24 protein-coding genes are annotated in these 23,221 nt (G+C 72.7%); 14 read left to right on the top strand and 10 right to left on the bottom strand.

The genetic code is table 11. The features are described 5' to 3' along the window. Positions 1 to 121 precede the first annotated feature (121 nt). From ACFYZ8_RS32745 to paaA, 5 genes are read right to left on the bottom strand one after another with little or no spacing between them, the layout of a single operon-like run. Positions 122 to 1,177: a 2Fe-2S iron-sulfur cluster-binding protein gene (locus tag ACFYZ8_RS32745; RefSeq protein WP_359033136.1), complete on the bottom strand. Its 1,056-nt coding sequence runs from the start codon at positions 1,175 to 1,177 to the stop codon at positions 122 to 124. Beyond that, positions 1,177 to 1,704, bottom strand: a complete 528-nt coding sequence (paaD, locus tag ACFYZ8_RS32740; protein ID WP_388538984.1) for a 1,2-phenylacetyl-CoA epoxidase subunit PaaD — start codon at positions 1,702 to 1,704, stop codon at positions 1,177 to 1,179. Before paaD ends, ACFYZ8_RS32745 begins: the two co-directional genes overlap by 1 nt. Next, positions 1,698 to 2,447, bottom strand: coding sequence for a 1,2-phenylacetyl-CoA epoxidase subunit PaaC (paaC, locus tag ACFYZ8_RS32735; protein ID WP_388538981.1), 750 nt, complete (start codon positions 2,445 to 2,447; stop codon positions 1,698 to 1,700). Before paaC ends, paaD begins: the two co-directional genes overlap by 7 nt. Beyond that, on the bottom strand, positions 2,444 to 2,731 hold the full coding sequence (paaB, locus tag ACFYZ8_RS32730; protein WP_054242083.1) for a 1,2-phenylacetyl-CoA epoxidase subunit PaaB: 288 nt from the start codon (positions 2,729 to 2,731) through the stop codon (positions 2,444 to 2,446). Before paaB ends, paaC begins: the two co-directional genes overlap by 4 nt. Continuing rightward, positions 2,728 to 3,783, bottom strand: a complete 1,056-nt coding sequence (paaA, locus tag ACFYZ8_RS32725; protein WP_388538978.1) for a 1,2-phenylacetyl-CoA epoxidase subunit PaaA — start codon at positions 3,781 to 3,783, stop codon at positions 2,728 to 2,730. The genes paaB and paaA overlap by 4 nt, the downstream gene beginning before the upstream one ends. A gap of 324 nt (positions 3,784 to 4,107) precedes the next feature. Between paaA and ACFYZ8_RS32720 the strand changes: the two genes are divergently transcribed. The 3 genes from ACFYZ8_RS32720 to ACFYZ8_RS32710 are packed head-to-tail and all read left to right on the top strand — an operon-like array spanning position 4,108 to position 7,123. Next, positions 4,108 to 4,989 carry a DUF5819 family protein gene (locus tag ACFYZ8_RS32720; protein ID WP_359033145.1) on the top strand — a complete coding sequence of 294 codons (882 nt, stop codon included), beginning with the start codon at positions 4,108 to 4,110 and terminating at the stop codon, positions 4,987 to 4,989. Next, positions 4,986 to 6,368: an HTTM domain-containing protein gene (locus ACFYZ8_RS32715; protein WP_388538975.1), complete on the top strand. Its 1,383-nt coding sequence runs from the start codon at positions 4,986 to 4,988 to the stop codon at positions 6,366 to 6,368. The genes ACFYZ8_RS32720 and ACFYZ8_RS32715 overlap by 4 nt, the downstream gene beginning before the upstream one ends. Continuing rightward, positions 6,365 to 7,123: a TrmH family RNA methyltransferase gene (locus tag ACFYZ8_RS32710; protein ID WP_388538972.1), complete on the top strand. Its 759-nt coding sequence runs from the start codon at positions 6,365 to 6,367 to the stop codon at positions 7,121 to 7,123. Before ACFYZ8_RS32715 ends, ACFYZ8_RS32710 begins: the two co-directional genes overlap by 4 nt. On the opposite strand, the gene paaN is transcribed toward ACFYZ8_RS32710, so the two are convergent. Further along, the gene (gene paaN, locus ACFYZ8_RS32705) at positions 7,120 to 8,811 is read right to left on the bottom strand and encodes a phenylacetic acid degradation protein PaaN (RefSeq protein WP_388538969.1); all 1,692 of its coding nucleotides are present in this window, start codon (positions 8,809 to 8,811) and stop codon (positions 7,120 to 7,122) included. The two genes, ACFYZ8_RS32710 and paaN, sit on opposite strands and share 4 nt — an antisense overlap. Positions 8,812 to 8,971: 160 nt before the next feature. Between paaN and ACFYZ8_RS32700 the strand changes: the two genes are divergently transcribed. Continuing rightward, positions 8,972 to 10,489, top strand: coding sequence for a 3-hydroxyacyl-CoA dehydrogenase (locus tag ACFYZ8_RS32700; RefSeq protein WP_388538967.1), 1,518 nt, complete (start codon positions 8,972 to 8,974; stop codon positions 10,487 to 10,489). Next, complete coding sequence (locus ACFYZ8_RS32695) at positions 10,486 to 11,076, top strand: TetR/AcrR family transcriptional regulator (protein ID WP_388538965.1); 591 nt, start codon at positions 10,486 to 10,488, stop codon at positions 11,074 to 11,076. Before ACFYZ8_RS32700 ends, ACFYZ8_RS32695 begins: the two co-directional genes overlap by 4 nt. 241 nt (positions 11,077 to 11,317) lie before the next feature. On the opposite strand, the gene ACFYZ8_RS32690 is transcribed toward ACFYZ8_RS32695, so the two are convergent. Continuing rightward, positions 11,318 to 11,818, bottom strand: coding sequence for an Lrp/AsnC family transcriptional regulator (locus ACFYZ8_RS32690; RefSeq protein WP_388538963.1), 501 nt, complete (start codon positions 11,816 to 11,818; stop codon positions 11,318 to 11,320). A 174-nt stretch (positions 11,819 to 11,992) separates the two neighbouring features. Here ACFYZ8_RS32690 and pdhA point away from each other — a divergent pair, with 174 nt between their 5' ends. The 6 genes from pdhA (at position 11,993) to ACFYZ8_RS32660 (ending at position 19,033) form a co-directional block, all read left to right on the top strand. Beyond that, entirely contained in the window at positions 11,993 to 13,138 is a 1,146-nt protein-coding gene (gene pdhA, locus ACFYZ8_RS32685; protein WP_388538960.1) for a pyruvate dehydrogenase (acetyl-transferring) E1 component subunit alpha, read from the top strand. Beyond that, positions 13,135 to 14,139, top strand: coding sequence for an alpha-ketoacid dehydrogenase subunit beta (locus tag ACFYZ8_RS32680; RefSeq protein ID WP_388538957.1), 1,005 nt, complete (start codon positions 13,135 to 13,137; stop codon positions 14,137 to 14,139). Before pdhA ends, ACFYZ8_RS32680 begins: the two co-directional genes overlap by 4 nt. Continuing rightward, positions 14,139 to 15,479, top strand: a complete 1,341-nt coding sequence (locus tag ACFYZ8_RS32675) for a dihydrolipoamide acetyltransferase family protein (RefSeq protein ID WP_388538955.1) — start codon at positions 14,139 to 14,141, stop codon at positions 15,477 to 15,479. The genes ACFYZ8_RS32680 and ACFYZ8_RS32675 overlap by 1 nt, the downstream gene beginning before the upstream one ends. 130 nt (positions 15,480 to 15,609) lie before the next feature. Continuing rightward, a complete protein-coding gene (locus ACFYZ8_RS32670; protein ID WP_388538952.1) occupies positions 15,610 to 16,539 on the top strand; it encodes an NTP transferase domain-containing protein in 930 nt (309 codons plus the stop codon). After that, complete coding sequence (locus ACFYZ8_RS32665) at positions 16,536 to 17,930, top strand: molybdopterin molybdotransferase MoeA (RefSeq protein ID WP_388538949.1); 1,395 nt, start codon at positions 16,536 to 16,538, stop codon at positions 17,928 to 17,930. The genes ACFYZ8_RS32670 and ACFYZ8_RS32665 overlap by 4 nt, the downstream gene beginning before the upstream one ends. Further along, on the top strand, positions 17,918 to 19,033 hold the full coding sequence (locus ACFYZ8_RS32660) for a potassium channel family protein (protein ID WP_388538947.1): 1,116 nt from the start codon (positions 17,918 to 17,920) through the stop codon (positions 19,031 to 19,033). The genes ACFYZ8_RS32665 and ACFYZ8_RS32660 overlap by 13 nt, the downstream gene beginning before the upstream one ends. On the opposite strand, the gene ACFYZ8_RS32655 is transcribed toward ACFYZ8_RS32660, so the two are convergent. Both ACFYZ8_RS32655 and ACFYZ8_RS32650 read right to left on the bottom strand, forming a co-directional pair. After that, positions 19,034 to 19,891, bottom strand: coding sequence for an ABC transporter permease (locus ACFYZ8_RS32655; RefSeq protein WP_388538944.1), 858 nt, complete (start codon positions 19,889 to 19,891; stop codon positions 19,034 to 19,036). Next, entirely contained in the window at positions 19,888 to 20,904 is a 1,017-nt protein-coding gene (locus ACFYZ8_RS32650) for an ATP-binding cassette domain-containing protein (RefSeq protein ID WP_388538941.1), read from the bottom strand. Before ACFYZ8_RS32650 ends, ACFYZ8_RS32655 begins: the two co-directional genes overlap by 4 nt. Positions 20,905 to 21,042: 138 nt before the next feature. Here ACFYZ8_RS32650 and ACFYZ8_RS32645 point away from each other — a divergent pair, with 138 nt between their 5' ends. Continuing rightward, on the top strand, positions 21,043 to 22,023 hold the full coding sequence (locus tag ACFYZ8_RS32645) for an NAD(P)H-quinone oxidoreductase (protein WP_388538939.1): 981 nt from the start codon (positions 21,043 to 21,045) through the stop codon (positions 22,021 to 22,023). Between the two features lie 16 nt (positions 22,024 to 22,039). Here the strand turns inward: ACFYZ8_RS32645 and ACFYZ8_RS32640 are convergent, their stop codons facing one another. Beyond that, positions 22,040 to 22,450, bottom strand: coding sequence for a hypothetical protein (locus tag ACFYZ8_RS32640; RefSeq protein ID WP_388538936.1), 411 nt, complete (start codon positions 22,448 to 22,450; stop codon positions 22,040 to 22,042). 55 nt (positions 22,451 to 22,505) lie between these two features. Between ACFYZ8_RS32640 and ACFYZ8_RS32635 the strand changes: the two genes are divergently transcribed. Together ACFYZ8_RS32635 and ACFYZ8_RS32630 are read left to right on the top strand one after the other, a co-directional pair. Further along, on the top strand, positions 22,506 to 22,811 hold the full coding sequence (locus tag ACFYZ8_RS32635; protein WP_388538935.1) for a hypothetical protein: 306 nt from the start codon (positions 22,506 to 22,508) through the stop codon (positions 22,809 to 22,811). A gap of 135 nt (positions 22,812 to 22,946) precedes the next feature. Then, entirely contained in the window at positions 22,947 to 23,126 is a 180-nt protein-coding gene (locus tag ACFYZ8_RS32630; RefSeq protein WP_388538932.1) for a hypothetical protein, read from the top strand. Positions 23,127 to 23,221 lie beyond the last annotated feature (95 nt).

The raw sequence follows: 23,221 nt of genomic DNA, 5'->3' as shown, positions 1-23,221 counted from the left end.
TGTCCTTCCGACGGGTCGGCAGATCCGGTCGCTGATCTGACGGCCCTGATCCGACCGTCCATATCTGACGGTCCGTCAAGATAGAACAGGTTCTAGAAGAAGGGAACGGGCTCCCGCCGGCCTACCTGTCGAAGTCCAGCTCCACCTTCTCCGTCACCGGATGCGACTGGCAGGCCAGCACATAGCCCGCCTGTGTCTCCTCCGGCTCCAGCGCGAAGTTGCGGTCCATGCGCACCTCGCCGGAGACCAGGAAGGCCCGGCAGGTTCCGCACACCCCGCCCTTGCAGGCGTAGGGCGCGTCGGGCCGGTTGCGCAGCACCGTCTCCAGCAGCGACTCACCGTCCTGGACGGGCCAGCTGCCACCACGTCCGTCGAGCCGCGCGGTCACCGTGCTGTGCGCGGGCGCGGGGACCTTCGGGGCGGGGGCGGCCGCGTCCACGTGGAAGATCTCCTCGTGGATCCGGGTACGGGCGACCCCGAGCTCCCGCAACGCCTTCTCCGCGCCCTGCACCAGTCCGAACGGCCCGCACAGGAACCACCCCGCCACCCGGTCCACCGGCAGCAGCGCCGGCAGCAGCCCGGTCAGCCGCTCCCGGTCGAGCCGCCCGGACGGCAGCCCCGCCTGCTGCTCCTCCCGGGAGAGCACCGTGACCAGCTGGAACCGCTCGGGGTGGCGGTCCTTCAGGTCGGCGACCTCCTCCAGGAACATCGTGGACGCGGAGGTGCGGTCGCTGCGGATCAGACAGAACCGGGCCTCCGGCTCGCGCGCCAGCAGCGTCGCCACGATCGACAGCACAGGGGTGATGCCACTGCCGCCGACGATCGCCGCGTACAGACCGGGCGCCGGGTCGAGGGTGAACCGGCCCGCCGGGGTCATCACCTCCAGCTCGTCACCGACGTTGATCTCCTTGAGCGCGTACGTCGAGAAAGCGCCGCCCTCCACCAGCCGCACCCCGACCCGCAGTTCACGAGGACCCCGGGCGTCCGGGGCCGGGGAGCAGATCGAGTAGGTACGGCGTATCTCCTTGCCGTCGGCCGTGCGGCGCAGGGCGAGATGCTGGCCCGCGGTGTGCCGGTACTCCTCGCGCAGCTCGGGCGGCACGGTGAGCGTCAGTGCCACGGAGTCGTCGGTGAGCCGGTCGACCGCGGCCACCGGGAGCGGGTGGAAGCGGGCCATCACAACTCCTTGAAGTGGTCGAAGGGTTCACGGCAGTCCAGGCAGCGCCGCAGTGCCTTGCACGCGGTGGAGGAGAACCGGCTGAGCAGTTCGGTCTCCGCGGAACCGCAGTGCGGGCAGAGCACGGCTTCGGCCTGCGTGTCGAGCGTCCGCGTCGGCCCGAGACCCACCGCGACCGGCCCGGACGCCGCCACGGCGCGGGGTGGCGCGATGCCGAACTCCCTCAGCTTGCGGCGCCCTTCGGCCGTGATGTCGTCGGTCGACCAGGCGGGCGCGAGGACTGTGCGGACGGTGACCTCCCGCACGCCGTGTTCGCGCAGCACCCGCTCTATGTCCAGGGACATCGCCTCGATCGCCGGGCAGCCGGTGTACGTCGGGGTCAGTTCCACCTCGACCGAGTCCGCGCCCCGGACACGCACCGCGCGCAGCACGCCCAGCTCGCGCAGGGTGAGCACGGGCAGCTCGGGGTCGGGCACCGAACCGGCGAGGGCGAACAGCTCGGTCTCCAGCGGGGTGAGCGTCACCATGACGCCCCCGGGTGACTGCGGTGCAGGTGCTGCATCTCGGCGAGCATCCGCCCGAAGGACTCGGTGTGCAGGCCCTGCCGTCCCGCTCCGGCGGCCCAGGCGCCCGTGCGCGGCCCTTCGGGGACGGACAGGGTGGCCCGGCGCAGGACCTCCCCCACGGAGGTGAGCCAGGCGGCCTCCATGCGCTCCCCGTCGACGTCCACCCCGTCGACCGGCTGGAACATCTCGCCGGTGAACCGCCACAGCGCCTCGCACGCCCGCAGCATCCGCGCGTGGCTCTCCTCGGTGCCGTCGCCGAGCCGCAGGGCCCACTGCTCGGCGTGGTCGCGGTGGTAGGCGACCTCCTTGACGGCCTTCGCGGCGAGCGGGGCGAAGGGGCCGCCGCCCGCGGCCAGTTCGGCGTAGAGCAGGTGCTGGTAGGTGGAGAAGTAGAGCTGGCGGACGATGGTGTGGGCGAAGTCGCCGTTCGGCTGCTCCACCAGCTGGAGGTTGCGGAAGGCGCGCTCCTCGCGCAGATACGCCAGGTCGTCCTCGTCGCCGGCCATGGACAGCAGCACCCGGGCCTGGCCGAGCAGGTCCAGGGCGATGTTGGCCAGGGCGACCTCCTCCTCCAGGACGGGGGCGTGACCGGCCCACTCGCCCAGGCGGTGCGAGAGCACCAGCGCGTCGTCACCGAGGGCCAGGGCGGCGGCCGTGTGGACCGGGGAGGGCGTGGGGGCGGTGGTCGTCTCGGGTGCGGTCACAGGTGCTTCACCCCCTCCGGGATCTCGTAGAACGTCGGGTGCCGGTACGGCTTGTCGGCGGACGGCTCGAAGAACGGGTCCTTCTCGTCGGGCGAGGAGGCGGTGATCGCGGATGAGGGCACGACCCAGATGGAGACGCCCTCGCCGCGCCGGGTGTACAGATCGCGGGCGTTGCGCAGGGCGAACTCCGCGTCCGGGGCGTGCAGGCTGCCGGCGTGGGTGTGGGACAGTCCGCGGCGCGAGCGCACGAAGACCTCCCACAGGGGCCAGTCGGTGTTCGTCATGCGCGCGTCGCTCCTGTCTCGCCGGTGTGCTGCACCGCTGTCTGCTTCACGGCTGTGTGCTTCACGGCTGTGTGCTTCGCCGCGTGGGCCGCGGCCGCCTCCCGCACCCAGGCGCCCTCCTCGTGGGCGCGGCGGCGCTGGGTGATCCGCTGTTCGTTGCACGGCCCGTTGCCCTTGAGGACCTCCTTGAACTCCGTCCAGTCGATCGGGCCGAAGTCGTGGTGCCCCCGCTCCTCGTTCCACCGCAGGTCCGGGTCGGGGAGGGTGAGGCCCAGGGACTCGGCCTGGGGGACGCAGATGTCCACGAAGCGCTGGCGCAGTTCGTCGTTGGAATGGCGCTTGATCTTCCAGGCCATCGACTGCGCGGAGTGCGCGGACTCGTCGTCGGGCGGGCCGAACATCATCAGGGACGGCCACCACCAGCGGTCCACCGCGTGCTGGGCCATCGCGTGCTGCTCGGCCGTGCCGTTGCTCAGCGCCAGCAGCAGCTCGTATCCCTGGCGCTGGTGGAAGGACTCCTCCTTGCAGATACGGACCATCGCGCGGGCGTACGGGCCGTAGGAGCAGCGGCACAGGGGGACCTGGTTGGTGATCGCGGCGCCGTCCACCAGCCAGCCGATCGCGCCGACGTCCGCCCAGGTAAGGGTCGGGTAGTTGAAGATCGAGGAGTACTTCTGGCGGCCGGAGTGGAGCTTGTCGAGGAGCTCGTCACGGCCGGTGCCGAGGGTTTCCGCCGCGCTGTAGAGGTAGAGGCCGTGCCCCGCCTCGTCCTGGACCTTGGCCATCAGGATGGCCTTGCGGCGCAGGGAGGGCGCGCGCGTGATCCAGTTCGCCTCCGGCTGCATGCCGATGATCTCGGAGTGGGCGTGCTGCGCGATCTGGCGGACCAGGGTCGCGCGATAGGCGTCGGGCATCCAGTCGCGCGGCTCGATGCGCTCGTCGGCGGCCACGGCGGCGTCGAAGACGCTCTGGTACGCGGTGGTGTCGTCGACGGCGCCCTGAGCGCCGTACGCCTGTGTGCTCGCCGTCTGGTGCGCGGCTGCTGTCGCCATGAGGCCCCCTCGACCTGGGCTCCGCCGGAACCTGCTCCCGACCGATCGTTCGGTTCGTGCGATTCCATGGTGTGCCGGGCGCCGTAAGGTGTCAACCGCTGTGGAAAACCCACGCGACCCCCCGCGACCTCCTGTGGAAAACCGGGCCGGGAGTGAGCACGGCCACGGCGGTGCCTGGTCGGAAGGGGCTGTGCGGGACGGTCGGGCCTGAGTACCGTGCCGGTGCGAGCCACCGCGGCGAGGCGGGTGCGGGCGCCGGCCACCGGGCGCCGCCGCCCTGCGGCCGGATGGCGGTGGACGGACCGGGATCGGGAGCGGGGCGGAATGGACGCGTACGACGGAGGCTCGGACGCCCGGCGACGGCCGGACGCCCCGAGCGAGCCGGGCGATGCCCCTGAGCCGGAGGGGCCCGGCGGGTCACACGGACCGGAAGTGCCAGGTGAGCCTGGAGCGCCCACCGAGTCGCGAGCGCCGGCCCCCGCGCCGGATGCCGAGCCCGCCGCGATACGCCCGGCCGCCTCGATCCCGGCCCCCGCCCCCGACCGTGACCCGGGCCCCCGCACCGGGGTCGCCGCGCTCTCCCTTCGCTATCAGGCCGGGGTCGCCCTGGCCCTCGCCGTCGTGGCCGTCGCCGTCTGTGTGCACATCGGGATGGTGTTCCTGCACGTCGCGCCGCAGAACACGGTGACCAAGCAGCACGGCAGGGCGGTCGACGACTGGATCTACCCGGAGTTCGAGCAGAACTGGAAGCTCTTCGCACCCAACCCCCTCCAGCAGGACATCGCGGTGCAGGTCCGGGCACGGATACGGAGCGCCGACGGCGGCAGCCGTACGACCGGCTGGTACGACCTGTCCGCCCAGGACGGCCGGGCCATCGACGGCAATCTGCTGCCCAGCCACACCCAGCAGAACGAGCTGCGCCGCTCCTGGGACCTCTTCGTCGCCACGCACGGTGCCGACAACCGGCCGGTCGGCCTGCGCGGCACCCTGTCCGAGACGTATCTGCGCCGTGTCGTGGTGCTGCGCCTGGCGCGCGACCACGTGACCGCGCGGGGCGGCGTCCTCGTGAGCGTCCAGGTCCGCTCCAGGACCAGCAACGTGCCTCCGCCCCGGTGGAGCGAGGAGAAGATCTCGGTGCGGCCGGTCTACCGCGAGCTGCCCTGGTGGGCCGTGACGGCGGACGACACCGAGGGGAGCCTTCGGTGAACCGATTCGCCCTGGCCGTGTCGACCGGCATCGCCCGCGTCACCGAGTCCGCCCTCGGCCCCTACCAGACCGCCATGGTCCGCATCGGGTTCAGCGCGACCTGGCTGCTGTTCCTGCTGCGTGAGTTCCCGCACCGCCAGGAGCTGTACGGCCCTGACGGTCCGTGGAGCTGGAACCTCGCCGAGCAGCTGGTCTCGATCAACGGGGCGTTCACGGTCCTGATGTGGTCGGACGGTCAGTTCTGGTTCGAGACGGTCTATGTGCTCGCCGCCGTGGCGAGCCTTCTGCTGCTGCTCGGCTGGCGCACGCGCGCGATGTCCGCGCTCTTCATGGTCGGCGTGCTCTCGCTCCAGAACCGCAGCATCTTCATGGGCGACGGCGGCGACAACGTCCTGCACCTGATGTGCATCTACCTCGTCTTCACGCGCTGCGGCCAGGTCTGGTCGCTGGACGAGCGGCGGGCCCGCCGCGCACGGGAGGCACGCGCGCGTGGAGAGCACGTCGTGGACCGGGCCGGGCCCGCCCTGTGGGGCGTCCTCGGGCTCGTGCTGGTGGCGGCGGCCTTCCTGGACAGGCTGAACGGCGACTGGGTCGTCCCGGCGCTCCTGTGGGCCCTGTGGCTGACACAGGCCCTGTGGTGGGCGGTCGGACGGTTCGCCCGGTCCGGGCAGCCGCGCGTCCTGCTCGACGTGGTCGCCAGCATCATCCACAACGGCGCCCTGCTCGTGATCATGGCCGAGGCCTGTCTCATCTACGCGACGGCGGGCTGGTACAAGATCCAGGGCTCCCGCTGGCAGGACGGCACCGCCGTCTACTACCCCCTCCACCTGGACTCCTTCTCGCCGTGGCCCGCCCTCGCCGACCTGCTGTCGGCGAACGGTGTCATGGTGATGCTGGTGACCTACGGCACGGTCGCCGTGCAGGTCGCCTTCCCGTTCACGCTGTTCAACCGACGGGTCAAGAACGTCCTGCTGGCAGCCATGATCACCGAGCACGCGGTGATCGCGGTCGTCCTCGGGCTGCCGTTCTTCTCGCTCGCGATGATCGCCGCCGACTCGGTCTTCCTGCCGACGTCGTTCCTGCGGCGACTCGGCGATCTGCTCACGCGCGCGCGGGGGCGGCTGTGGGCACGGCTGAGAGGCGGGGGCGGGGCGGGCGCCCGGGTGCCGGGGCAGCGTGGTCCGAAAGGGCAACGTGCTCCTAATGGGCAACATGGTCCTGAGGGGCAGAGCGGTCCAGGAGAGCAACGGCGGCCCAGGTGGCGGGGCGGGCCGAAGGAGCGGGAGCCCGCGAAGCCGTCGCACCCCGGGGGCGGCCCCGGAGCCGACCCCGGCGACCCCGAGAACCCGGATCACCGCCACGTAGGCTTCCCCGCATGACCGCCCCCGCCCCCGAGCCCGGCCCCGTGAGCCTGTGGCACCGGCTCGCCGACACCTCCGTGCTGCTCGACGGCTTCCACGCCCTCAAGCACGCCCTGCGCTTCGGGGCCGAGGTTCCGGTGGCGGTCGCCGTCGACCGGGGTGCCGCGCTCGCCCTGGCCGAGGAGCTGGCTCCGGACGTACGGGACGCTCTGGACGCGCTGCTGACGCGGGTCCCGGAGCCGGTGTACGCGTCCCTCGTGCCGCGCCCGCATCCCACGGCGGTCGCGGCTCTCGCCGTACGGCCGCCCCGGACCGCCCATCTCGAGAAGCTGGCGCACACACCGCGCACCGCCCCTGTGGTGGTCCTCGACAATCCGCGCAACCTCGGCAACGCGGGCGCCGTGATCCGCCTCGCCGCGGGCTTCGGGGCGACCGGGGTGGTCACCACGGGCACGCTCGACCCCTGGCATCCGACGGTCGTGCGCGGTGGGGCGGGCCTGCACTTCGCGACCGCGGTGGAGCGGCTGACGGTCGCCGAGCTGCCACCGGGGCCGGTGTTCGCCCTGGACCCTGAGGGCGACGACATCCGGGGCGTGAAGCTCCCGGACGACGCCGTCCTCGCCTTCGGCTCGGAGCGCAGCGGGCTCTCGCCCGAACTGCGCGCGCGTGCCGACCACCTGGTCGCCCTCCCGATGCGCCCCCAGGTCTCCAGCTACAACCTGGCGACGAGCGTCGCGATGACCCTCTACCACTGGAGTCTCGGCGGCTCCTAGGCCTCCCGGCGCACCTCGACCACCCGGAACCGGTTGGCGACGAACGCCCCGTCGCACAGCGCGGAGTTGGCCGCCGGGTTGCCTCCGGAGCCGTGGAAGTCGGAGAACGCGGCCGTCTGGTTGACGTACACCCCGCCGACGAGGTTCAGCGACAGCTGCGCCGCCTCCTCCAGACAGACCTCCTGGACGGTCTGCTCGACCTCCTCGTCGGTGGTGTACGCGCCGACCGTCATCGCGCCCTTCTCGCGGATGGTGCGGCGCAGCAGCTCCACCGCGTCGGCGGGCGAGTCGACCGCGACGGCGAAGGAGACGGGCCCGAAGCACTCGCTCATGTAGGCGGCCTCGTCGTCCGGCTTGGCACCGTCCAGCTTGACGACGACGGGTGTGCGCACGACCGCGCCCGGGAACTCCGGGTTGGCGATCTCCCGCGAGGCCAGGGCGACTTCGCCCAGGCCGGCCGCGGCCTCCAGACGCGTCTTCACGTCCGGGTTGACGATCGCGCCCAGCAGCGCGTTCGCCCGTGCGTCGTCGCCGAGGAGGGCGTCGACCGCGCGGGCGATGTCGGCGACCACTTCGTCGAAGGTCTTGGGGCCCTCGTCGGTGCGGATGCCGTCGCGGGGGATCAGCAGGTTCTGCGGGGTGGTGCACATCTGGCCGCTGTACAGGGACAGGGAGAACGCCAGGTTGGAGAGCATCCCCTTGTAGTCGGCGGCCGACTCCACGAGCACCGAGTTGACGCCGGCCTTCTCCGTGTAGACCTGCGCCTGGCGGGCGTTGGCCTCCAGCCAGTCGCCGAACTCCGTCGAGCCGGTGTAGTCGATGATCCGGATCTCCGGGCGGGTGGCCAGGGCCTTCGCGATGCCCTCGCCGGGGCGCTCGGCGGCGAGCGCGACCAGGTTCGGGTCGAAGCCGGCCTCGCCGAGGACGTCCCGAGCGACCTGGACCGTGAGCGCGAGCGGCAGCACCGCGCGCGGGTGCGGCTTCACCAGGACCGCGTTGCCGGTGGCCAGGGAGGCGAACAGGCCCGGATAGCCGTTCCACGTCGGGAAGGTGTTGCAGCCGATGACCAGGCCGATCCCGCGCGGGACCGGCGTGAACTGCTTGGTGAGGGCGAGCGGGTCGCGCTTGCCCTGCGGCTTGGTCCACTCCGCGGTGTCGGGGGTGCGGACCTGCTCCACGTACGCGTACGCCACCGCCTCAAGGCCGCGGTCCTGGGCGTGCGGGCCGCCCGCCTGGAACGCCATCATGAAGGCCTGGCCGCTGGTGTGCATGACCGCGTGCGCGAACTCGTGGGTCCGGTCGCTGATCCGCTTGAGGATCTCCAGGCACACCACCGCGCGGATCTCCGCGCCCGCGTCCCGCCACGCCTTCTGGCCCGCCTTCATCGCGGTCAGCAGCACGTCGATGTCCGCGTGCGGGTACTCGACGCCCAGCTCGATGCCGTACGGCGAGACCTCCCCGCCCACCCAGTCGTCCGTGCCGGGCTGGCCGAGGTCGAGGCGGGTGCCGAGCAGGGCGTCGAAGGCGGCCTTGCCCGCCGCCATGTCCAGGCTGCCGTGCTCCCCGTAGGCCTTGGGGTGCTCCGGGTGCGGGGACCAGTACGCGCGCGTGCGGATCGCTTCCAGCGCCTGGTCGAGGGTGGGCCGGTGCTCGGCGATCAGCTGGTGGGCGGTCAGTTCGGCGGCCATGCGGGACCAACTCCTCGTCTTTCGAACTCTTCGTCGAGCTCATGACCTGGGCAGAAACATGGGCAGGAACAGCCAGACAGGGTTAGAGTAACCGAACGATCGGTCGGGACAAGGGGGTCCGCCGCATCTGTGGAAAACCCCGTGCGGGAGGATCGCGCACATGACAGCACTCGACCTCAGCAGCCCCGTGGCCGTCGTCGGCACCGGCACCATGGGCCAGGGCATCGCCCAGGTCGCGCTGGTCGCCGGACACCCCGTGCGGCTCTACGACGCCGTCCCCGGCCGCGCCCTGGAGGCTGCCGACGCGATCGGCGCCCGCCTTGACCGGCTCGTCGAGAAGGACCGGCTCACCGCCGCCGACCGGGACGCGGCACGCGCCCGCCTGGTCGCCGCCGAGCGGCTCACCGATCTCGCGGACTGCACGCTGGTCGTCGAGGCCGTCCTGGAGCGGCTGGACGTCAAGCAGGAGCTGTTCCGCGCGATCGAGGACATCGTCGGCGAGGACTGTCTGCTCGCCACCAACACCTCCTCCCTGTCGGTGACGGCCATCGCCGGCGCCCTGCGCCACCCGGGCCGCTTCGTCGGCCTGCACTTCTTCAACCCGGCGCCCCTGCTGCCGCTCGTCGAGGTCGTCTCCGGGTTCGCCACCGAGGTCTCGTCGGCCACGCGCGCGTACGAGACGGCACGCGCGTGGGGCAAGACACCGGTCGCCTGCGCCGACACCCCCGGCTTCATCGTCAACCGCATCGCACGGCCCTTCTACGCCGAGGCGTTCGCGGTCTACGAGGCCCAGGGCGCCGAGCCCGCCACCATCGACGCGGTGCTGCGCGAGTGCGGCGGCTTCAAGATGGGCGCGTTCGAACTGACCGATCTGATCGGCCAGGACGTCAACGAGTCCGTGACGCACTCCGTGTGGCGTGCCTTCTTCCAGGACGTGCGCTTCACGCCCTCCCTGGCCCAGCAGCGCCTGGTCGAGTCGGGCCGGCTCGGCCGCAAGAGCGGGCAGGGCTGGTACGACTACACCGACGGCGCCGAGCGCGACGAGCCGCACACCGCGGAGCCGGCCCAGGCGCCCGCCTACGTCGTCGCGGAGGGCGATCTGGGCCCCGCGTCCGAACTGCTCGCGCTGATCCGCGAGGCGGGCATCCAGGTCCGCGAGGACGAGGAGGACCACGGCACCCGGCTGGTCCTGCCGAGCGGCGGGCAGCTCGCGCTCGCCGACGGGCAGACCTCGGTGGAGTTCCGGGACGTCGTCTACTTCGACCTCGCGCTCGACTACCGCAGGGCCACCCGTATCGCGCTGTCCGCCTCCCAGGACACCTCGCAGCAGACCCTCGGCGAGGCCGTCGGGCTCTTCCAGGCGCTCGGCAAGGACGTCAGCGTCATCGGGGACGTGCCCGGCATGATCGTCGCCCGTACGGTCGCCCGCATCGTCGACCTCGCGCACGACGCCGTCGCCAAGGGCGTGGCCACCAAGGAGGACATCGACACCGCCATGCGGCTCGGGGTCAACTACCCGCTCGGTCCCTTCGAGTGGAGCCGCAGGCTCGGCCGCAACTGGGCCTACGCCCTCCTCGACGACCTGCACCTGCGCGACCCGTCCGGACGGTACGCGCCCTCGCTCGCGCTGTACCGGCACGCGTACGCCTCCGACAAGCGGGAGGGCAGCACCTCATGACGACCGCCAAGCGCGACACGTACACCCCGGAGACGCTGCTGTCCGTCGCCGTCCAGGTCTTCAACGAGCGCGGCTACGACGGCACCTCCATGGAGCACCTCTCCAAGGCCGCCGGTATCTCCAAGTCGTCGATCTACCACCACGTCTCCGGCAAGGAGGAGCTCCTGCGCCGGGCCGTCAGCCGGGCCCTGGACGGCCTCTTCGGGATCCTCGACGAGGAGCACGCGCGCGTGGGCCGCGCCTGTGACCGCCTGGAGTACGTGGTGCGGCGCATGGTCGAGGTGCTGATCGCCGAGCTGCCGTACGTGACCCTGCTGCTGCGGGTGCGCGGCAACACGGGCACCGAGCGGTGGGCCCTGGAGCGCCGCCGCGACTTCGACCACCGGGTCGCCGAGCTCCTGAAGGCGGCCGCGGCGGACGGTGACGTACGCCGTGACGTGGAGGTGCGCCTCGCGACCCGGCTGGTCTTCGGCATGATCAACTCCATCGTGGAGTGGTACCGCCCGGACGGCCGTGGCATGAACCAACGCGAAGTGGCGGACGCGGTGGCTCAGTTGATCTTCGGGGGTCTGCGCAGGGCGTCCTGACAGCAGCAGTGGCGACGGCCCCCTCGCGCAGGCCCGGCCCCGCTGCCCGTAGGGCGGCGAGATCGTCCGGAAGCCCCTTGCCCGCGGGCCGCTCACCGCCGGGGACGGCTGCAGGAGCTCTCACCCACACGTGCCGGCGGCCGCCGACCGCTGTCGTCAAGCACGACGGCTCGGCCCCGGCCGGTCGCCCGGCCTCCGGCAGGCGGGTTCGTTCCCGGTCGCATCTGCTCGGCCGAGGGGGTCAGCCCTGCGGTTCCAGGTCCTCCTCCTCGAAGACCAGCAGGGTGCGGGTGCTGAGGACCTCCGGGATGGCCTGGAGGCGGGTGAGGACCAGTTCGCGCAGGGATCTGTTGTCCGGGGTGTGGACCAGGAGCAGGACGTCGAAATCACCGCCGACCAGCGCGATGTGCGAAGCCCCGGGCAGCTGTCTGAGCTGTTCGCGGACCGTGCGCCAGGAGTTCTGGACGATCTTCAGGGTGATGTACGCCGAGGTGCCCTGTCCCGCGCGCTCGTGGTTGACGCGGGCGCCGAAGCCGCGGATGACGCCGTCCTCGACGAGGCGGTTGATGCGTGCGTAGGCGTTGGCGCGCGAGACGTGCACCCGCTCGGCGACCGACCGTATCGACGCGCGGCCGTCCGCCTGGAGCATCTGGAGGATGTCCTGATCGATGGCGTCGAGCGGACGCGGGGGCGGAAGGGGGACACCGCCCTCCGTGCCTTCGGCCATTTGTTCAGGTGCCATGTCCCCCCGCCTCCCTACCATGGACGTACTGCGTCCATCTCAGGCGGTGGAGAACCGTTTGTCCACAGCCTGAGGGGGCCTGTAGCCAAAATGTGCCGACGACCGAACAATCGGTAGGTGAGGCGCCTCACACCCGTGGTGCGCCACCAGCCGCTCCCACGAGGAGGTGCCGTCATGACGGTCATGGAGCAGCGGGGCGCGTATCGGCCATCGCCGCCGCCCGCCTGGCAGCCCCGCACGGACCCCGCGCCCCTGCTGCCCGACGCGGAACCCCATCGCGTCCTCGGCACCGACGCGGCCGCGCAGGCCGACCCGAACCTGCTGCGCCGGCTGTACGCCGAGCTGGTCCGCGGCCGCCGCTACAACACGCAGGCCACCGCCCTCACCAAGCAGGGCCGGCTCGCCGTCTACCCCTCCAGCACCGGCCAGGAGGCCTGCGAGGTCGCCGCCGCGCTGGCCCTGCAGAAGCGTGACTGGCTCTTCCCCAGCTACCGCGACACCCTCGCCGCCGTCGCCCGCGGCCTGGACCCCGTCCAGGCGCTCACCCTCCTGCGCGGCGACTGGCACACCGGCTACGACCCGCGCGAGCGCCGGGTGGCCCCCCTGTGCACCCCCCTCGCCACCCAGCTCCCGCACGCGGTCGGCCTCGCGCACGCGGCCCGCCTGAAGGGCGACGACGTGGTCGCGCTCGCCATGGTCGGCGACGGCGGCACCAGCGAGGGCGACTTCCACGAGGCGCTGAACTTCGCCGCGGTCTGGCAGGCCCCGGTCGTCTTCCTGGTCCAGAACAACGGCTTCGCGATCTCCGTCCCGCTCGCCAAGCAGACCGCGGCCCCCTCCCTGGCCCACAAGGCCGTCGGCTACGGCATGCCAGGGCGCCTGGTCGACGGCAACGACGCGGCCGCCGTGCACGAGGTCCTCAGCGCCGCCGTACGGCACGCGCGCGCGGGCGGCGGGCCCACCCTGGTGGAGGCGATCACCTACCGCGTGGACGCCCACACCAACGCCGACGACGCGACCCGCTACCGCGGCGAGGCCGAGGTCGAGACCTGGCGCGGACACGACCCGATCGCCCTCCTGGAGCACGAACTGACCGAGCGAGGCCTGATCGACGAGGCCGGCATCGAGGCCGTACGCGAGGACGCTGAGGAGTTCGCGGCAGGGCTGCGTGAGCGCATGAACCAGGACCCGGTCCTCGACCCCATGGACCTGTTCGCCCACGTCTACGCCGAGCCCACCCCGCAACTGCGCGAGCAGCAGGCCCAGTTGCGTGCCGAGCTCGAGGCCGAGCACGACTCCCACGGGGGGACGCACCGATGACCACCGTCGCCCTCAAGCCGGCCACCATGGCGCAGGCTCTCACGCGCGCGCTGCGCGACGCGATGGCGGCCGACCCCACCGTGCACGTCATGGGCGAGGACGTCGGCACCCTCGGCGGTGTCTTCCGGGTCACCGACGGACTGGCCAAGGAGTTCGGCGAGGACCGCTGCACGGACACCCCGCTCGCCGAGGCGGGCATCCTCGGCACGGCCGTCGGCATGGCGATGTACGGGCTGCGGCCGGTCGTGGAGATGCAGTTCGACGCCTTCGCCTACCCGGCGTTCGAACAGCTGATCAGCCATGTGGCGAAGATGCGCAACCGCACGCGCGGGGCGATGCCGCTCCCGATCACCATCCGGGTCCCCTACGGCGGCGGAATCGGCGGCGTCGAGCACCACAGCGACGCCTCCGAGGCGTACTACATGGCGACCCCGGGGCTCCATGTCGTGACGCCCGCGACCGTCGCCGACGCCTACGGACTGCTGCGCGCCGCCATCGCCTCCGACGACCCGGTCGTCGTCCTGGAACCCAAGCGGCTGTACTGGTCGAAGGACTCCTGGAACCCGGACGACCCGCAGACCGTTGAACCGATAGGCCGCGCGGTGGTGCGGCGCCCCGGCCGGAGCGCCACACTCATCACGTACGGCCCGTCCGTACCCGTGTGCCTCGAAGCCGCCGAGGCCGCGCGCGAGGAGGGGTGGGACCTCGAAGTCGTCGACCTGCGCTCACTGGTGCCGTTCGACGACGACACGGTCTCCGCCTCGGTACGGCGGACCGGGCGGGCGGTCGTCGTGCACGAGTCGGGTGGGTTCGGGGGGCCGGGCGGGGAGATCGCGGCCCGGGTCACGGAGCGCTGCTTCCATCATCTGGAGGCGCCGGTGCTGCGTGTGGCCGGGTTCGACATCCCGTATCCGCCGCCGATGCTGGAGCGTCATCACCTGCCCGGCGTGGACCGGATCCTGGACGCCGTGGGGCGTCTTCAGTGGGAGGCGGAGAGCTGATGGCGCAGGTGCTGGAGTTCAGGCTGCCGGATCTCGGCGAGGGCCTGACCGAGGCGGAGATCGTCCGCTGGCTGGTGGAGGTCGGCGACGTCGTCGCGGTCGACCAGCCGGTCGTCGAGGTCGAGACGGCCAAGGCGATGGTCGACGTCCCCTGCCCCTACGCCGGTGTCGTCACGGCCCGCTTCGGCGAGGAGGGCAGCGAACTCCCGGTGGGGTCACCGCTCATCACGGTCGCGGTGGGAGCACCGGCCTCCGACGCGGATGCGCGGGCCGAGAGCTCGGGGAACGTCCTCGTGGGGTACGGCACCTCGGAGGCGCCCGCGCGCCGGCGCAGGGTGCGGCGGGAGCAGCAGGTCGCCGTGGAGGTGAACGGCCGGTCGGCGCCCGCCGAGGTGGTCGAGGGACCCGTCCCCGTGATCTCCCCGCTGGTCCGCCGTCTCGCCCGCGAGAACGGCCTCGACCTGAGGGAACTCACCGGCTCCGGCCCCGACGGACTGATCCTGCGGGCGGACGTCGAGTACGCGCTGCGTGCCGCCGCCTCACCGGGGCGCCCGGCGCAGGCGCAGGCACCGGTACAGACACAGGCACCGGCACCGGCCCTCACACCGCAAACCCCGGCGGCAGCCCGCGCAACGCCGGCGACGCCCCCCGCGGGGACCCGTGTCCCCCTCAAGGGCGTCCGAGGCGCGGTCGCCGACAAGCTGTCCCGCAGCCGGAGCGAGATTCCCGACGCCACCTGCTGGGTGGACGCGGACGCGACGGAACTCATGCGGGCGCGTGCCGCGATGAACGCGACCGGTGGTCCGAAGATCTCCCTGCTCGCGCTGCTCGCCCGCATCTGCACCGCCGCCCTCGCCCGTTTCCCCGAACTCAACTCCACCGTGGACACGGCGGCCAGGGAGATCGTGCGACTGGACGCCGTCCACCTGGGGTTCGCCGCGCAGACCGAGCGCGGACTGGTCGTACCGGTCGTGAAGGACGCGCACAGCCGGGACGCCGAGTCGCTGTCGGCGGAGTTCGCCCGGCTCACCGAGGCGGCCCGCACCGGCACCCTCACCCCCGCGGAACTCACCGGCGGCACCTTCACGTTGAACAACTACGGCGTGTTCGGCGTCGACGGCTCCACGCCGATCATCAACCACCCCGAGGCCGCCATGCTCGGCGTCGGCCGCATCGTCCCCAAGCCATGGGTGCACGAGGGCGAGCTGGCGGTGCGCCAGGTCGTCCAGCTCTCGCTCACCTTCGACCACCGGGTGTGCGACGGCGGCACCGCGGGCGGCTTCCTGCGGTACGTGGCGGACTGCGTGGAACAACCGGCGGTGCTGCTGCGCACCCTGTGACCGCGGCAGCCGCGACCGGGACCGTGACCGGGAGGGACCGCGAGCTGGGCCGGGGACAGAACACCCGCACCCCGTGATCGCGGCCCCGCCGCACGTTCCCTGTGATCGCGACGGCACGCATACTCAGGGGGTGACCTCGTACGAGCCCCCGCCCGCCGCAGGCGCCGGCACCGTGTACGACGTGGTCGTGCTCGCCGGAGGCGCTGCCCGGCGGCTCGGCGGCGCCGACAAGCCCGGAGTGCGGGTGGGCGGACGCGCCCTGCTCGACCGCGTCCTGGCCGCCTGCCCGGACGCGGCCACCACCGTCGTCGTCGCCGATCCCCGCCCCACCGCCCGGCCGGTGACCTGGGCCCGCGAGGACCCGCCCGGCGGCGGCCCGCTGGCCGCCCTGGACGCGGGACTCGGGCACACCACGGCGCGGTATGTCCTGGTGCTCTCCGCCGACCTGCCCTTCCTCCAGGAGGCCACCGCGCGGCTGCTGCTGACCGTCCTGCGCACGGGCGGCGCCGACGGCGTGCTGCTCACCGACGCCGACGGCCGCGACCAGCCGCTGGTGGCCGCGTACCGCACACCCTCGCTGCGCAACGAACTCGCCGCACTCACGAAGGAGCACGGCGCCCTCACCGGCCTTCCGCTGCGCCGGCTGACCGCCGCGCTCGACCTCACCCGCGTCCCCGACCCCGTCGCGTCCTTCGACTGCGACACCTGGGACGACATCGCCACCGCCAGGGCACGCATCAGGGAGCATGGGCACGTGTTGGATGAATGGATTTCCGCAGTCAAGGACGAGCTGGGCATCGACATCGACGTCGACACCGGCGTGCTGCTCGACCTGGCCCGTGACGCCGCGCACGGCGTGGCGAGGCCCGCGGCACCGCTGACCACCTTCCTGGTCGGCTATGCCGCCGCACAGGCGGGCGGCGGCCCCGAGGCGGTCGCCGAGGCCTCCCGCAAGGCCGCGGCCCTGGCCCTGCGCTGGGCGGACGAGGCCGACGAGGCCGACGAGAAGACCGGAGCCGCGCCCGACGGGGACTCCGGCACCCGCCCGGACGCCGGATGACGGCCCGGTCCGTGCGCACCGGCGACCCCACCGGGCACACCGAAGACGCCGACGATCTCGACGTCGAGGAGGCCCTGGCCCTGGTGAGAGAAGACAACGGCCCCGCGCACCCCGGCGGTCATCGCCCTCCCGCGCCCCCACCCCAGGGCCCCGCCCCGGCATCCCGGTCGGACGCCCACCACAAGGCGACCCCCTGGCCCGAGGCCCGCGCCACCGCCGCCCGGGCCGCCCGCGCGGTCACCCGAGGCGCCCGCCGCGCCCCCGTCTCCGTACGGCTCGACGACGCCCTGGGCCTCACCCTGGCCGCCCCTCTCGACGCCCTCACCGACCTGCCCTCCTTCGACACCTCGGCCATGGACGGCTGGGCGGTCGCCGGCCCCGGCCCCTGGGCCGTACGGGACGAGGGCGTGCTGGCCGGGCACGCCGAGCCGGCGCCCCTCACCGACGGCGAGGCGTTCCGGATCGCCACCGGCGCCCGCATCCCCCCGGACACCACCGCCGTCCTGCGCAGCGAGCACGGGCGCCTGGACGAGAAGGGCCGGCTGCACGCCACCCGGGCCGTCGTGCCCGGCCAGGACATCCGCCCGCGCGGCCAGGAGTGCCGCAGCGGCGACCAGCTCCTGCCGCCCGGCACCCTGGTCACCCCGGCCGTCCTCGGCCTCGCCGCGGCCGCCGGGTACGACACCCTCACCGCCGTTCCCCGCCCCCGCGTCGAAGTCCTCGTCCTCGGGGACGAGTTGCTCACGGAGGGGGCTCCCCGCGACGGTCTCATCCGGGACGCGCTCGGGCCGATGCTCCCGCCCTGGCTGCGCGCACTCGGCGCCGAGGTCATCGGCGTACGACGGCTCGGTGACTCCGCCGACGCCCTGCACAAAGCGGTCACCGGCTCCGGCGCCGACGTGATCGTCACGACCGGCGGCACCGCGGCCGGACCCGTCGACCACGTCCACCCCGTGCTCGCCCGTATCGGCGCCGAGCTCCTGGTCGACGGCGTCAAGGTGCGCCCCGGCCACCCCATGCTGCTGGCCCGCACCAAGGAGAACCAGCACCTCGTCGGGCTGCCGGGCAACCCCCTGGCCGCCGTCTCCGGCCTGCTCACGCTCGCCGAACCGCTGCTGCGCACCCTGGCCGCCCGCCCGGCCCCGGAGCCGTACACCCTGCCTCTGAGGGACGAGGCCCACGGTCACCCGTACGACACCCGGCTCGTCCCGGTCGTCCTGCGCGGTGACAGCGCGGTCCCGCTGCACTACAACGGCCCGGCCATGCTGCGGGGCATCGCGGCCGCCGACGCACTCGCCGTCGTACCGCCCGGGGGCTCCCGGCCGGGTCAGGAGGCCGAACTGCTCGATCTGCCCTGGGCGTCCGCCGGGATCGGGGTGTGTTTCACGTGAAACTTCCGGGCCATGACGCGATCGCCCGCCAGGCGGACGAGCATCTCGTGACCCACAAGGTGAAGCTCCCGCGCAAGATCGTGGAGCACCCGTTCCGCCAGGTCGCCAAGCGGGTGCTGATGGCTCTGCTGGTCCTCACGGCGACCGCGCTGATCGTCTACGCCGACCACGACGGCTACAACGACAACTCCGACCAGTCCGTCGACTTCCTGGACGCCTGGTACTACGCGACCGTGACCCTCTCCACCACCGGATACGGCGACATCACCCCGGTCAGCGACGCTGCCCGGCTCACCAACATCTTCGTCATCACGCCCCTGCGCGTGCTGTTTCTGATCATCCTGGTCGGCACCACGCTCGAAGTCCTCACCGAGCGCACCCGCGAGGAGTGGCGACTCAACCGCTGGAGGTCCACCTTGCGCGACCACACCGTCGTCGTCGGCTTCGGAACCAAGGGCCGGTCGGCGATCCAGACCGTGTGCGCGACGGGTCTGAAGAAGGAACAGGTCGTCGTGGTCGACCCCAGCAGCAAGGTGATCGACGCCGCGACGGCCGAGGGCTACGCGGGGGTCATCGGGGACGCCACCCGCAGCGAGGTGCTGAAGCGGGCCGAGGTCCACCGGGCCCGGAAGATCATCATCGCCACCCAGCGCGACGACACCGCGGTCCTGGTGACGCTGACGGCCCGCCAGCTCAACAAGGGCGCGAAGATCGTGGCCGCCGTGCGCGAGGAGGAGAACGCGCCGCTGCTCAAGCAGTCCGGCGCGGACGCGGTCATCACCAGCGCCAGCGCGGCCGGCCGGCTGCTCGGACTGTCGGTGCTGAGCCCCGCGGCCGGCATGGTGATGGAGGACCTCATCCAGCAGGGCAGCGGGCTCGACATCGTCGAACGGCCCGTCATAAAGGCCGAGGTGGGCCGGAAACCACGGGAGACGGACGACCTGGTGGTCAGCGTCGTGCGCGGGCACCGGGTGCTCGGCTACGACGATCCGGCCGTCGGGACGCTGGAGCTGACGGACCGTCTCATCACGATCGTGCGGGCGTCGCCGGGCACCCAGGTGGCACCCGACGCCCGCCCGCTGCCCCCGATGCCGTCGAGTTGATCACTTGCGGTTGTACAGCCGCATGGTGACCGGGCCGAAGACCGCGACCAACAGCCCCGCCCACCCCAGCGACCAGGCGATCTCGTCGGCGGGCCAGTCGCCCGCCATCAGCTCGCGCACGGCCGAGGACAGATGGGTGATCGGGCTGTTGTTGACGAAGGCCTGGAGCCAGCCCGGCATGGTCCTCGGATCGACGAAGACGTTGGAGAGGAAGGTCAGCGGGAAGATCACCATCATGCTGACGCCCATCACCGACTTCTCGGTCCGCAGCAGCAGCCCGAACATCGTCCAGATCCACGAGAACGCGAACGAGAAGACGACCAGCAGCGCGATCCCGGCGGCCACACCGCCGACCCCGCCGTCCGGGCGGTAGCCGAGGATCACGCCGACGGTGAGCATCACCACGGACGCGATCGTGTAGCGCAGGGCGTCGCCGAGCAGATAGCCGACCATCACCGCCGGCCGCCAGATGGGCAGCGAGCGGAAGCGGTCGAAGACGCCCTTCTCGATGTCGGTGTTGACCGAGACGCCGGTGTACATCGTGATCATCACGACCGACATCACCAGGATGCCCGGCAGCAGGAACTGGATGTACTCCTCCGGGGACCCGGCCAGGGCGCCCCCGAACAGGTACGTGTACATCAGCACCATCATGATCGGGAACGCGGTGACGTCGAAGAGCTGCTCCGGCACGTGCTTGATCTTGAGGATCGCCCGCCAGCCGAAGGTCAGCGAGGCCGACAGCGCGCTCGGCCGCGGCGGCCGCTCCCCGGCGACGAGCAGCGCGGCCAGCGACTCGGTGCTGACGGGGGCGAGGTCCTGGGCTGCGCCGGTCTGGGACTGTGTCGCGGTGCTCATGCCGCCATCTCCTCGGCGTCGGTGTCGTCGGTGCCGTCGGTGCCGTCGGTGGGGTGTCCGGTGAGGGCGAGGAACACCTCGTCCAGGCTGGGCTGGCCCAGCGAGAAGTTGTCGACGGTGATGCCGGTGCGGGCCAGTTCGGCGAGCGCGCGGGAGGCCTGTTCGGCGGCCGTGTCACCGGCCGCGGAACCGAGCCGGGCGGTGAGCGCGACCGAGTCCGGTTCCAGCTCCACCTGGGCGTCCAGGGCCCGCCGCAGGATCTCCGCCGCCTCCGGCCGCCGCCCGCCGTCCCGCAGGCGCAGATGTACGGTCCCGGCGCCCACGGACGCCTTCAGCTCGCCCTTGGTGCCCTCGGCGATCACCCGGCCGTGGTCGATGACGGCGATCCGGGAGGCCAGCTGGTCGGCCTCGTCCAGATACTGCGTGGTCAGCAGCACCGTGGTGCCCTGGGCGACGACCGCGCGCACGATGTCCCAGACCTGGTTGCGGCTGCGCGGGTCGAGACCCGTGGTGGGCTCGTCGAGGAAGAGCAGCTCGGGGGTGTTGAGAATGGACGCGGCGATGTCGATACGGCGCCGCATGCCGCCCGAGTAGTGCTTGACCTGCTTTCCGGCCGCCTCCGAGAGACCGAAGGCCTCCAGCAACTGCCCGGCACGCACGCGTGCGGCCTTCTTGTGGTGGCCGAGGAGACGGCCCAGCAGGACCAGGTTCTCGGTGCCGGTGAGGTCCTCGTCGACGGAGGCGTACTGACCGGTGAGGCTGACCCGGCCGCGGACCTCGTCGGCCTCGCGGACGACGTCGTGGCCGAAGACGTGGGCCTCGCCGCCGTCGGGCCGCAGGAGGGTGGCGAGCATCTTCACGGTGGTGGTCTTGCCGGCGCCGTTCGGGCCGAGGACGCCGTAGACCGTGCCGGCCGGCACCGCGAGGTCCACTCCGTCGACGGCCCTGGTCTCGCCGAACGTCTTCACGAGGCCCGCGGTCTCGATCGCCAGGGATGACGTGTGCTGGCTCATGGGCGGGGTTCCTTCCGCGTGCTTGGGCTACGCATGGGGAGACCTTTACCGTCGCGCGAACTCATCGGTCGCGCACAGGGAATTTCGGGGACGGCCGGGTCGCGGGGGTCACCGTCGGCTGGGAGTAGCGTCGGGCCCATGTATGCGATCACGATTCCCGAACCCGGTGGACCCGAGGCGCTGGTCTGGAGCGAGGTCCCGGATGCCGAGGCCGGCGAGGGCGAGGTGCTGGTCGAGGTGGTGGCCGGAGCCGTCAACCGCGCCGACATCCTGCAACGGCAGGGCTTCTACAACCCCCCGCCCGGCGCCTCCCCCTACCCCGGCCTGGAGTGCTCCGGACGGATCGCCGCGATCGGCCCCCGCGTCTCCGGCTGGGCCGTCGGCGACGAGGTCTGCGCGCTGCTCGCGGGCGGCGGATACGCCGAGAAGGTCGCCGTACCGGCCGGACAGCTGTTGCCCGTGCCCAAGGGCCTCGACGTGAAGCGGGCGGCCGCGCTGCCCGAGGTGGTCTGCACGGTCTGGTCGAACGTCTTCATGGTCGCCCACCTGCGCCCCGGCGAGACCCTGCTCGTGCACGGCGGTTCCAGCGGCATCGGCACGATGGCGATCCAGCTCGCCAAGGCCGTCGGCGCCAAGGTCGCGGTGACCGCGGGCACGCCCGAGAAGCTGGAACGCTGTGCCGAGCTCGGCGCGGACATCCTGATCAACTACCGGGAACAGGACTTCGTCGAGGAGGTCAGGAAGGCCACCGACGGAGCGGGCGCCGATGTCATCCTCGACAACATGGGCGCGAAGTACCTCGACCGCAACGTCAACGCCCTCGCCGTCAACGGACGGCTCGCGATCATCGGCATGCAGGGCGGCGTCAAGGGCGAGCTGAACATCGGCACGCTGCTGGGCAAGCGGGCCGCGATCAGCGCGACCTCGCTGCGGGCACGGCCAGCGGCCGAGAAGACGGCGATCGTGGCGGCCGTGCGCGAGCATGTGTGGCCGCTGCTGGACGCCGGGCACATCCGTCCCGTCGTCGACCGCGAGCTGCCGATGAGCGACGCGGCCGCCGCGCACCGGGTCGTCGAGGAGAGCGGCCACATCGGCAAGGTCCTGCTGGTCACGCGGTAGGCGTTCCGCCCCGGCCCTACCCGCGCCGCACCCGCAGCGCGAACAGGCCGAGCCCGAGCCCCAGCCCCACCAGCACCAGCCCGGTGCCGAGCGGCAGGATGAACACCTTGGCCCGGGCCGGCGCCCGCTGCGCGGACCGCGGCGGAGCGGCGGCGGTCTCGTGGGGCGGCTCGGACACGGCGGTGAGGTCGCCGTCACCGCTGCCGGTGTCGGCGACGTCCGCGTCCTCCGGTACCGGTTCCTCCCGCCGCCCGGGCCGCTCCCGCCCCTCACCGGCTCTGCTCCCGGCCCGCGAGGGGGTTGCGGCGGAAGGAGAGGGGGCGAGGGAGGCCGAGGGGGAGGCGCGGTGCGGCCCATGGGCGGCCGGGGAGCCCGGTGACGAAGGCGCCGGGTCGGTCGTGGCCCGGCGCGGCCCATGAGCCGGCACGGGACTCGCCGGGCGACCTGAGGCCGAGGCCGACGCGTTCGGCGAGGGCACCGCGGTGCCGGCCCGCCCCCGGTCCGGCACCGGCGCCGACGCGCTCCGCGGGCCGGCCTGCGTGTTCGGCGGGGTTCCTGGGGCGTACGGCGGTTTCGTCCCGTGCGGCGGCCGGGGAGTCGACCTGGTCGACGGCCCGTTCCAAGAGACGGCCCGCACGGTCGTCGGGGTCCCCGGGGAGTGCGGCGGCTCCACCCCGCGCAGGAGCCGGTGGCCGGGCCCCGCTGCCAGTCCGCTCGACGAGTCGGCCCGTGTACCCGGCGGCACCCCCGGGGCGGACGGCCGCCCCGCCCCGTGCGGCGGCCGGTGAGCCGGCCCCGGTGACGGTCCGCTCCACGAGACGGCCCGCATGATCGGCGGCACCCCCGGGCCGTACGGCCGCCCCGCCCCGTGCGACGGCCGGTGAGCCGGCCCCGGTGACGGTCCGCTCGATGCGTCGGTCCGCATGATCGGCGGCACCCCTGGGGCGGACAGCCGCTCCGCCGCACCCGGCGCCCGGGCAGCCGGCCGCAAGCCGGAGCCGGAAGCGATCGCGGCCGTGTGCACCGGTGTCGGGTCCGACCGTACGTCGGCGTCGGTGTGGGGCCGGACGGAGGCGTACGCCTGCTCGGTGACGTACCCCTGATGCGGCCCCTGGTGCCCCTGGTGGCGTACGACGGGCGGCACGGTGGTCGCGCTCGCGCCCACCACGATCGCCAGTACCGTCGCGCGCAGCCAAGG

Origin of the sequence: Streptomyces sp. NPDC001668, from assembly GCF_042893155.1 — a bacterium.
Taxonomy (GTDB): domain Bacteria; phylum Actinomycetota; class Actinomycetes; order Streptomycetales; family Streptomycetaceae; genus Streptomyces.
This window is presented reverse-complemented; position numbering and strand designations above follow the sequence as displayed.

Bases quoted from the DNA above. Each gene is read 5' to 3' on its own strand.
- ACFYZ8_RS32720 (WP_359033145.1), top strand. From the start codon at position 4,108: ATGGACGCGTACGACGGAGGCTCGGACGCCCGGCGACGGCCGGACGCC.
- ACFYZ8_RS32675 (WP_388538955.1), top strand. From the start codon at position 14,139: ATGGCGCAGGTGCTGGAGTTCAGGCTGCCGGATCTCGGCGAGGGCCTG.
- ACFYZ8_RS32710 (WP_388538972.1), top strand. From the start codon at position 6,365: ATGACCGCCCCCGCCCCCGAGCCCGGCCCCGTGAGCCTGTGGCACCGG.
- ACFYZ8_RS32655 (WP_388538944.1), bottom strand. From the start codon at position 19,891: ATGAGCACCGCGACACAGTCCCAGACCGGCGCAGCCCAGGACCTCGCC.
- paaN (WP_388538969.1), bottom strand. From the start codon at position 8,811: ATGGCCGCCGAACTGACCGCCCACCAGCTGATCGCCGAGCACCGGCCC.
- ACFYZ8_RS32680 (WP_388538957.1), top strand. From the start codon at position 13,135: ATGACCACCGTCGCCCTCAAGCCGGCCACCATGGCGCAGGCTCTCACG.
- ACFYZ8_RS32645 (WP_388538939.1), top strand. From the start codon at position 21,043: ATGTATGCGATCACGATTCCCGAACCCGGTGGACCCGAGGCGCTGGTC.
- ACFYZ8_RS32745 (WP_359033136.1), bottom strand. From the start codon at position 1,177: ATGGCCCGCTTCCACCCGCTCCCGGTGGCCGCGGTCGACCGGCTCACC.
- ACFYZ8_RS32700 (WP_388538967.1), top strand. From the start codon at position 8,972: ATGACAGCACTCGACCTCAGCAGCCCCGTGGCCGTCGTCGGCACCGGC.
- ACFYZ8_RS32630 (WP_388538932.1), top strand. From the start codon at position 22,947: ATGATCGGCGGCACCCCTGGGGCGGACAGCCGCTCCGCCGCACCCGGC.
- ACFYZ8_RS32695 (WP_388538965.1), top strand. From the start codon at position 10,486: ATGACGACCGCCAAGCGCGACACGTACACCCCGGAGACGCTGCTGTCC.
- ACFYZ8_RS32690 (WP_388538963.1), bottom strand. From the start codon at position 11,818: ATGGCACCTGAACAAATGGCCGAAGGCACGGAGGGCGGTGTCCCCCTT.
- ACFYZ8_RS32650 (WP_388538941.1), bottom strand. From the start codon at position 20,904: ATGAGCCAGCACACGTCATCCCTGGCGATCGAGACCGCGGGCCTCGTG.
- pdhA (WP_388538960.1), top strand. From the start codon at position 11,993: ATGACGGTCATGGAGCAGCGGGGCGCGTATCGGCCATCGCCGCCGCCC.
- paaA (WP_388538978.1), bottom strand. From the start codon at position 3,783: ATGGCGACAGCAGCCGCGCACCAGACGGCGAGCACACAGGCGTACGGC.
- ACFYZ8_RS32665 (WP_388538949.1), top strand. From the start codon at position 16,536: ATGACGGCCCGGTCCGTGCGCACCGGCGACCCCACCGGGCACACCGAA.
- paaB (WP_054242083.1), bottom strand. From the start codon at position 2,731: ATGACGAACACCGACTGGCCCCTGTGGGAGGTCTTCGTGCGCTCGCGC.
- paaD (WP_388538984.1), bottom strand. From the start codon at position 1,704: ATGGTGACGCTCACCCCGCTGGAGACCGAGCTGTTCGCCCTCGCCGGT.